The organism is Sporomusa sp. (assembly GCF_035561255.1).
Lineage (GTDB): Bacteria > Bacillota > Negativicutes > Sporomusales > Sporomusaceae > Sporomusa.
In genome coordinates this window covers 1-9112 of the sequence record NZ_DATMXX010000412.1, presented here as the reverse complement: position 1 = coordinate 9112, position 9112 = coordinate 1, and the positions used below count along the sequence as shown (strand labels likewise).

Annotated in this window: 8 protein-coding genes and 1 rRNA gene; all 9 read left to right on the top strand. The window is 44.1% G+C overall.

Features of this window, described 5'->3' with window-relative positions; genetic code table 11:
* Window positions 1-51: 51 nt before the first annotated feature.
* Window positions 52-1386, top strand: a complete 1335-nt coding sequence (locus VN379_RS23840) for an MFS transporter (protein ID WP_325538543.1) — start codon at window positions 52-54, stop codon at window positions 1384-1386.
* Between the two features lie 74 nt (window positions 1387-1460).
* On the top strand, window positions 1461-2321 hold the full coding sequence (gene panB / locus VN379_RS23835; protein ID WP_325538541.1) for a 3-methyl-2-oxobutanoate hydroxymethyltransferase: 861 nt from the start codon (window positions 1461-1463) through the stop codon (window positions 2319-2321).
* Window positions 2322-2493: 172 nt separating this feature from the next.
* Window positions 2494-3924, top strand: a complete 1431-nt coding sequence (locus VN379_RS23830) for a trimethylamine methyltransferase family protein (protein ID WP_325538539.1) — start codon at window positions 2494-2496, stop codon at window positions 3922-3924.
* Window positions 3925-4082: 158 nt separating this feature from the next.
* Window positions 4083-5270 carry an ABC transporter substrate-binding protein gene (locus VN379_RS23825; protein WP_325538537.1) on the top strand — a complete coding sequence of 396 codons (1188 nt, stop codon included), beginning with the start codon at window positions 4083-4085 and terminating at the stop codon, window positions 5268-5270.
* A gap of 96 nt (window positions 5271-5366) precedes the next feature.
* On the top strand, window positions 5367-6227 hold the full coding sequence (locus tag VN379_RS23820) for a branched-chain amino acid ABC transporter permease (protein WP_325538535.1): 861 nt from the start codon (window positions 5367-5369) through the stop codon (window positions 6225-6227).
* A gap of 22 nt (window positions 6228-6249) precedes the next feature.
* Window positions 6250-7173: a branched-chain amino acid ABC transporter permease gene (locus VN379_RS23815; RefSeq protein ID WP_325538533.1), complete on the top strand. Its 924-nt coding sequence runs from the start codon at window positions 6250-6252 to the stop codon at window positions 7171-7173.
* Window positions 7160-7930, top strand: a complete 771-nt coding sequence (locus VN379_RS23810) for an ABC transporter ATP-binding protein (protein ID WP_325538531.1) — start codon at window positions 7160-7162, stop codon at window positions 7928-7930. The genes VN379_RS23815 and VN379_RS23810 overlap by 14 nt, the downstream gene beginning before the upstream one ends.
* The gene (locus VN379_RS23805) at window positions 7923-8627 is read left to right on the top strand and encodes an ABC transporter ATP-binding protein (RefSeq protein ID WP_325538529.1); all 705 of its coding nucleotides are present in this window, start codon (window positions 7923-7925) and stop codon (window positions 8625-8627) included. Before VN379_RS23810 ends, VN379_RS23805 begins: the two co-directional genes overlap by 8 nt.
* A gap of 376 nt (window positions 8628-9003) precedes the next feature.
* Window positions 9004-9112: ribosomal RNA gene (locus VN379_RS23800) — 16S ribosomal RNA — on the top strand; the annotation flags it as partial.

Here is a 9112-nt window from a genome sequence, read left to right as displayed (position 1 = left end):
TAGTTAAATGGCAATATGTTTTCCGGGAGAAATATTCGGGGAGGTTATTTAATGAATACGAGTAGCTTAATAAAGTTTGACGATGTACCATTAAGTAAATTTCACTTAAAAATGACTGGGATTACATTTGCAGCTCACTTTACAGATGGCTTTTCACTAGGTGTTATTGGCATAGCTCTTACTGTCATCACTCCTCAAATGGGCCTGTCTCCTTTTTGGCAGGGACTTATCGGTAGCTCGGCTTTAATTGGGTTATTTTTAGGCAGTTTGATTCTTGGTTGGATATCGGATTACTATGGGCGGCAAAAAATATTTATGCTCAATTTTGTTATTATTGCTGCGGCAACTTTTTTTCAATTTTTTGTGCAAACCCCTGAGCAGCTCTTCATTTTGCGGATTTTGATCGGCATTGGACTTGGCGGAGACTATAGTGTTGGTCATACAATGTTGGCAGAGTTTTTGCCGCGTAAGCATCGCGGTGCGATATTAGGATCGTTTAGTGTTATTTGGACATTTGGTTATGTATTGGCAAGCTTCCTAGGGGTGTATTTACAAAGTACCCTTGCAGAGTCATGGCGTTGGTTGCTTGTATCAGCGTTTCCATTGGCGATGCTTGTCATTCTTCTCAGGATAGGAAGTCCTGAATCTCCCCGTTGGTTATTAAGACAGGGACGGATTGAAGAAGCAAAGGCAATCGTTAGTAAGTATCTGGGGTCAAATGTTGTGCTCGACGACGAGCAGCCCGAAAAGGGAACGGGTAACTTTATCGACTTGTTCAGCAGAAAGCTAATCACGCGCACACTATTTAACTGCATATTTTTCATGTGCCTGGTAATTCCCTATTTTGCGATTTACACATTCCTTCCCGATATTTTAAAAACAATGGGCTTATCTGAAAATTTTACCACCCACATGTTTTTAAATGCCTTGTTGGTAGTTGGGGCTTTTTTAGGGATTTGGTGGACAATAAAATTCTCGCGTCGTGGATTTTTAATCAGCTCGTTCATTTTTTTGTGCCTTTCACTTCTTGCCCTGGGTTTGTTGCCGTCTGACTCTAAAACTCTGATGGTTGTGACTTTTGCCGCTTTTTCTCTAGTCATGTCGGCTGTGTCCAATTTGGTAGGGGTTTTTCCGGCGGAAAGCTTTCCAACAGATGTCCGTTCTTCAGGGGTGGGGCTAGCAACTGCTGCCAGCCGGCTTGGCGCAGCAGTTGGAACCTTCTTATTGCCAATGAGTATTGCCAATTTAGGGATGAGCTACACCCTGCTTTGGCTTACTGGTACGCTAGTTGTGGGAACTGTTGTCTCGATTGCCTGGGCACCGGAAACCAAAGCCTTAACGCTGAGTGAGGCAAGTACACCAGCTAAACCGGTTAACTTCGTGTAAAAAAGGACATGAATTCTCCCGGGGGCGTTAGCTAAGCATGTACAAAAAACAATTATATAAACGGAGGAATACAAATGACGAGAGTACGAGTAACGATTCCGTATCTTATGGAAAAGAAAGTAAAACACGAGCAAATTTCCATGATGACCTGCTATGATTATCCTATGGCTTTATTACAGGAGAAAGCAGGAATAGATATTATTTTGTGCGGGGATTCGCTGGGGATGACAGTATATGGTTATCAAGGAACCTTGCCGGTAACAATGGACATGATGGTCGTTCATTCAGCAGCTGTTAAGCGGGGGGCAGCCAACTCGTTTGTCATCGGGGATATGCCGTTCTTATCTTACCAGGTATCACCCCAAGAGGCTGTTCGTAATGCCGGACGGTTAATGAAAGAATCAAATGTAGACTGCATAAAACTGGAAGGCGGCGCAGTGGCAGTGGAAGCTGTAAAATACATAGTTAATGCCGGTATTCCTGTTATGGGGCATCTGGGACTGACGCCGCAGTCCACTTCGGCGTTAGGTGGGTTCAAAGCTCAGGGCCGTTCGGCAGAGGCTGCTTACCGGATCATTGAAGATGCAGCTGCCTTGGAAGCTGCCGGTGTGTGTTCAATCCTGCTGGAGGCTATCCCGCCTGAAGTTGCCAAAATCATTACAGCGGAGAGTAAAGTGCCGATTATTGGCATTGGCGCCGGGATTCATTGTGATGGACAGTTGTTGATTGTTCATGATATGCTCGGATTTTTTGATCGCTTTGTACCTAAGTTCGTCAAAAAATATGCTGATATGAATGGTGTTATTTTGGCAGCGCTAAACCAATATAAAGAAGAAGTGGAAAAAGGTCTGTTTCCAGCGAAGGAACACTGCTACGGCATGCCGGATGAAGAACTTAGTAAGCTTAAAAATATGCTTCACATACTAACCGTCTAATTAAGCACATCCCTGGTTAGGTTATTGCCAAGGGGAACGAGATCCAGCCTCTGCTTAACCCCTTGGTATATGCCTACTGTTTGCATCGGAGTTATTGTTCTAATTTTATATTTGGTCTGTGCCCAAAGAAATACAGCTGATAATAAATACGTAAAGAATAGGGGGCATACAAATGAACCTAAGTCATATGGATGGAGACTTAAAACAGATTCATGAAGCGTCAATGCAAGTTCTGGAAAGAACCGGCATGAAATTCCATCATCCGGAAATTATCGAACTATTGCAGCAAAAAGGCATAAAGGTATGCGGACAAACTGCTTACTTTACAAGTGAACAAATAATGGAGTGGGTTAGTAAGTCTCCGTCAACCTTTACACTCTATGCTCGCAATCCCCAATATGATATTGTTGTTGGTGGTAATAATGTCGAATGCTGTCCAGGGTCTGGGTCGCCCGCTATTTCTGAAAGTGATGGGGCGAAACGTCCCGCAATGATGGCTGACTACATTAATTTTATCAAGCTTTACCATCAAAGCAGCCTTTATAAAGCAAACGGAGGCCCAGTAGTTCAGCCTAAAGATATGAGTGGTAAGGGTAATATAGCCATGCTGCTGTATGCAACTGTTCTGTACTCAGATAAGGGCATTATAACAAGTACTGGTACAGCCGAAGAGGTTCAGGGATTAATGGATATGCTGGGGATTATTTTTGGTCAGGATGAGTTATTACACAAGCCCAGAGCACTAACGATTGCAAATACAAATACTCCACTGCAATTTGATAAAAATATGTTAGAAACAATGATGGGTTTCGTTAAATATAGGCAACCAGTCATTATTGCGGCCTGTTCGATGGCTGGAACTACGGCGCCAGTTACTTTAGCAGGTACAATTGCATTAACAAATGCAGAGGTGTTAGCAGGTATTGCAGTTGCTCAAATGCTGAGGGAAGGAACACCAGTTGTTTACGGGTCACAGACTACCACCTCAGATATGAGGACAGGTAGTATTGCAACTGGTTCGCCTGAGGGGGCTTTATGTTATGAATATGCGGCACGTTTGGCAAAAAACTATGGATTGCCTTGTCGTGGTGGTGGTTCATTAACGGATGCCAAATCGTTGTCAGTGCAGTCAGGTTATGAGAGTATGTTGACCTACTTAGTTACCCACAGGGCAGGGATGAACCTCATTTTTCAGAGCTCTGGAATCATGGACGGCTATTCGTCTATGTCGTATGAGAAATTTATTGTTGATTTAGAAATAATTGGAATGGTGAAGCGTTATATTGCGGGGGTTAAGATTGATTCCAATACTCTGGCCGTTGATGTAATTAACGAGGCAGGTATTGCTGGTCAATTTCTAACTGCAGCGCACACCATGAGGTATTGCCGGAAGGAGCCGTTCATTCCTGAGATTAGTCTCAGGGGAACTGTAGTGGGCGATCCGTCAGATAGACTTCTTGAGAATATCATAAATAAGAAAAATAAGATGTTGGAAACTTATCAACAGCCTGACCTTTCCCCGGAAATACAGCAGCAGTTGATTGCTTATCTGGTTGGCAAAGGTTTTGACCCAAAATACATTGAATCGCTGCAGCAGATGTAGTTATGGTTTTGATTAATGAATTAGGCTGGTTTATCCGGCCTAATTTTTTTATTTGTCAAATCTGTGCTAGTGTTGACAAAAGTATACAGAGGCTTTTCAAAGATTGTGAATAATATTTCATAATATAACATTCACAATCTTAAAGGGGGAATTCTTACATGACTCACAAACGTATTTTTACGATGCTGGCACTCCTGATCAGCCTGGCAGTGTTGGTAACAGGGTGTGGCGGCGGCACACAGAGTGCTCAGTCCGACAACAAAGGGCCTGTTAAGATTGGTTTCTTTGCGCCTGTAACCGGGCCGGCTGCCGCTGACGGGGAAAGTGTCCTTAATGCTGCAAAACTTGCTGTCGACAATATTAATAATGGCGGTGGCATTAATGGACGTAAGGTAGAACTTATTAATTATGATGATGCATTAGACAGCAAGCAGGCGGTAAGTATTGCTCAGAAACTTACGACTAAAGACGGCGTTGTCGCTGTTGTCAGCGGTTCCTATAGCGGTACCACCCGCGCTTCGGCCAAGATCTATCAGGATGCCAAAATTCCTATGATTTCGGCATTTGCTCTTCATCCTGACATTACCAAAACCGGTAACTATATGTTCCGCCAGTCTTTCGTAGGTCCGGTTCAGGGCAAAGCAGGCGCTAAGGTAGCGGTTGATATGCTCAAAGCTAAGAGAATATCAATCCTCCAGGTTGATATTGATTTTGGTAAAACATTAGCTGCCGGTTTTACAGAAAAGGCTCAACAACTAGGTGCCCAAATCATATCTGTTGATTCCTTCTCAACCGGTGAGAAAGAATTTACCCCGGTGCTGACTAAAATTAAACAGCTTAATCCTGACTTGATTTATATCCCGGGCTATGCTCCCGAATGCTCGCAGATTGTCCGCCAGGCCAAAGAGCTTGGTATTACTGCTAAAATACTGGGCACTGAAGGCGCTGACTCCACTGTACAGTTTCTCGGGGTTGCCAAAGATGCAGCCAATGGCGTAATTATTACCACAAATATGAACCGCGACAGTGATCGCAAGATTGTACAAGACTTTATTAAAGACTACAATCAAAAATACGGTCATAAACCCGACATGGTTGCAGCATCGACCTATGACGCATTTATGGTACTGGCTAATGTAATGAAAGCCAAAGGAACAGAGTCTGATAAAATCCGTCAAGGTCTCTCCGAAGTGAAAGATTATGAGGCTGTGACCGGGCTTATTAAAGGGTATAACAAAATAGGCGAGGTTAAGAAGTCTGTTCAGGTTCAGGTTGTTAAAGATGCTGAATTCCACTATTTTGGTGAGATCAGTGACGAAGACATCATTACCCCTCCTAGTGAGTAAATAAGTAGGTAGTAACGGGATAGAGACACGGTCTCTATCCCGTTACTACCAGTTGTTCACTTAATGTCACTAAACTCAGAAAAGGAGTTTGAAGCTATGATAGTGCAGCAAGTATTAAATGGCCTGGTTATTGGGGGAGTGTATGCACTTACTGCCATGGGAGCGGCCATGGTATACGGCATACTCAGAATTCTCGATTTAGCCAGTGCCGGCGCGTATGCTATCGGAGCCTACGCGGGACTGTTTCTGTATATGGCAACCGATAATATTGTAATGTCCTTTTTAGGCGCGATTCTGCTTACAGGCTTTTTTGGTACTGCCGTTCAGAAATTGCTCTATATCCCCATGCTGAACCGTCCGCCGATTGTGCCGCTTATTGCCAGTATTGGCCTCTTTATCTTTATTCAGGATCTGTTACGCCTGATTGCCGGACCGCGCATCAGGGAGTTCAATGTTCAACTGCCGTTTTCAGCCTGGAAAACAGAAGGGTTGACAGTAAACCCGACATGGATACTGATTATCCTTTTGGCTGCTGCCTTTCTGGCATTTTTGTGGTATATCCTTACTCAAACGCGAATTGGTCTGGCCTGGAGGGCCACTGCTCAGGATTTGGAGATAGCCAAAGCCATGGGTGTAAATATTAATAAAGTTGTTGCGCTAAACTTCTTCTTAGGGTATTCTTTCGCCGCTGCCGCCGGGATTATGGTCGGTATGTTATATAGCTCGGTATTTCCGACAATGGGAGATGTCCCGGCCTATAAGATGCTGGCTTTAATTGTGCTGGGCGGTCTGGGCAGTCCGGTAGGTACTGTTATTGCCGCAGTGTTAATTGGTTTGATCGAGACCTTGGTTGCGGGCTATATCGGTTTCTTCCTGCCGCGGGATGCTATCGCCTTTGTCGCATTAATTATTATTCTGTTAGTTAAGCCTGAAGGGCTAATAAGCAAAAAAGCCTAATACTTAAGAAAAGGGTGTTGGCATGTACGAGTTAGTTGTAGGCATTAATATTGGCATTTTTATTCTGCTGGCCCTCAGTTTGAACGTTATTACAGGTTATGCCGGCCAACCGTCAATGGGGCATGCTGCTTTCTTTGGCATTGGTGCATATACAGCTGCTGTCATGACGTCTAAACTTGGCATTAGTTTTTGGCTGGCGCTGCCGGTTGCCGGCATTGCAGCCGGGGTTATCGGTGTGCTGCTTGGACTAATAAGTTTGCGGGTAAGAGATGACTTTTTGGCAGTAACAACCATTGGGGTTAATTTTGTGGCTGTAGCCATCTTTCACTATACGCCTTATCTTGGATCATCCTATGGCCTGGAGGTCAAAAAACCGGTTCTTTTGGGTACCGAGCTTGATAATGTAGGATTTTTTGTATTAATTGTTGTGTTGATTATCCTGGTTTGTATGCTTTGTGTTAAGATCCAAAATTCATGGTTAGGTTTAGCCCTTAGTGGCATACGTAACAATGAAGAGGCAGCTGCTTCACTGGGAATAGACGTTAACCGGTTTAAAATAATTGCATTTACCATTGGTACGGCTATCGCCGGTTCTACCGGTGCGGTGTACGCTCATTACATGGGGTTCATTTACTCAACTGACTTTGCTTTTATTACCTCTATATCTATTTTATCGATGATCGTAATCGGTGGGATGGGAACCATTAGAGGCGCGGTCATCGGGGCTATTATCCTGGGACTTATGCCTGAGGTTTTCCGGTTTATCTCAGACTACCGGATGCTGCTTTACGGCGGCTTGCTGGTCTTAATGATGCGATTCCAGCCTGAAGGTTTGCTGGGGGAAAACAGTCTTTTGTGGAGGAAAATCTCGCCCGCTATTGACAAAGCCGGTTCGATGATTGGATTAAGCAGCCAGAGGAGGATAACCGGAGATGGTAAACGCTAAGGAAAAAATGCTGCAGGTATTAAATCTGAAAAAATATTTTGGCGGCTTAAAAGCTGTTAATGATGTCAGCTTTGATGTATATAAAGGGGAGACCTTAGCAGTAATCGGCCCTAACGGTGCAGGGAAGTCAACCCTCTTTAACACCGTATGCGGCGTTTACGCACCTACCGCCGGGAGAATTCTACTGGAAGGACAGGAGATTCAGGGGTTAAAACCGCATGAGGTTGCCAGGCGGAGGGTAGCCCGGACCTTTCAAATATCTCATCCATGCCAGGACCTGACCGTACTGGATAATATCATCATGGCTATGGGGCTTGATAAGTATAGCTCGTTAGCCGGCATCTTTGGCCGCAGCCGGACCAAAGGGAATATTGAAAAAGCAGAAATGCTGCTTGACAAGGTGGGCATCCTTGCTCAGCAAGACCGGCGCGCCGGGGATTTAAGTCTGGGTTATATGCGCCGGTTGGAGATTGCCCGCGCTTTAGCCCTTGAACCGCTGTTAGTTCTCCTGGATGAACCATGTGCCGGTTTGAGCAACAACGCTGAAGATGAATTTATTGAGATTATCAATCAGCTCAAGGCGCAGGGAACGACGATCATGCTGGTCGAGCATAATATGTCAATTGCTATGACTGTAAGTGACCGGGTTGTCGTCATTAGCTACGGGGAAAAGATTGCTGAGGGGTTGCCCCAGGAGATTCAAAGCAATCCTTATGTAATTGAAGCCTATCTGGGAAAGGACGATGACTGTGCTTAAATTAGAGAATATCAATGCTTTTTATGGTCATTCCCAAGCGCTCGAAAATATATCAATTGATGTTCAGGCCGGCGAGTTTGTTACCATACTGGGAGCAAACGGCGCTGGTAAAAGCACAATCATGAAAACAATTATGGGGTTGGTTAAAGCTAAGTCTGGCAGTATTAGCTTTAACGGCCAGGACATATCCCAATTACCGCCATGGGAACGGGCCACCATTGGGATTGGTTATGTGCCTGAGGGACGACGGGTATTTCCTGATCTGACAGTCGAAGAAAATCTTAGGATGGGGGCCTACAGTGTCAGTGATGCCAAGGTAATTGCGGCTAATATTGAAAAATCGTATGAACTTTTTCCCCGGCTTAAGGAACGGAGAAGCCAAGTGGCCAGGACTATGAGCGGTGGCGAGCAACAAATGCTGGCTATTGCCAGGGCACTGATGTTAAGCCCCAAGCTGCTGTTAATTGATGAAATATCCATGGGGTTAATGCCAATTCTGGTAAACCACTCGCTGAATATTGTCAAAAAGCTCAATAACGAAGGTCTTACCATACTTATGGTAGAGCAAAATGCTAACAAAGCTCTTAAAGTAGCTAGTAGGGGTTATATTTTGAAAACAGGAAGAATTACTATGCATGATACCAGTGCTAACCTGCGCAATAACCCTGAAGTGATTAAAGCATATCTCGGGGAATAATTGATTCTATAAAAGAGTAGATCATACCTTATGCTTACGTTTAGGATAGCTTCTGATAAAAGTTATAGTTGACTTAGCTTGATGTCAATGATAGTATATAGAAGCTGTCCCGAAACGGTAGCATAAAAACTTAATAATATTATGTTGACATGAAAAAGTAAACATGGTATTATATAAGAACGGCCTTAAAACAGAGGTTGTGTGATACTTGCACATTGGTGCTAACGTTCCCTGAAAACTGAACAATGTAAAGTAATGCATCATAAAAAAGCCAGATGTGCGATGTGCTGCTTGCAGCACAAGCAACAAACAAGATTTGATTTACAATGAGCCGATAAACGGCTTCAATATAAGTAGTCCTAGTGACTGCGAAAATTTATTGGAGAGTTTGATCCTGGCTCAGGACGAACGCTGGCGGCGTGCCTAACACATGCAAGTCGAACGGAGTAAGTAGCAATACTTACTTAGTGGCGAACGGGTGAGTA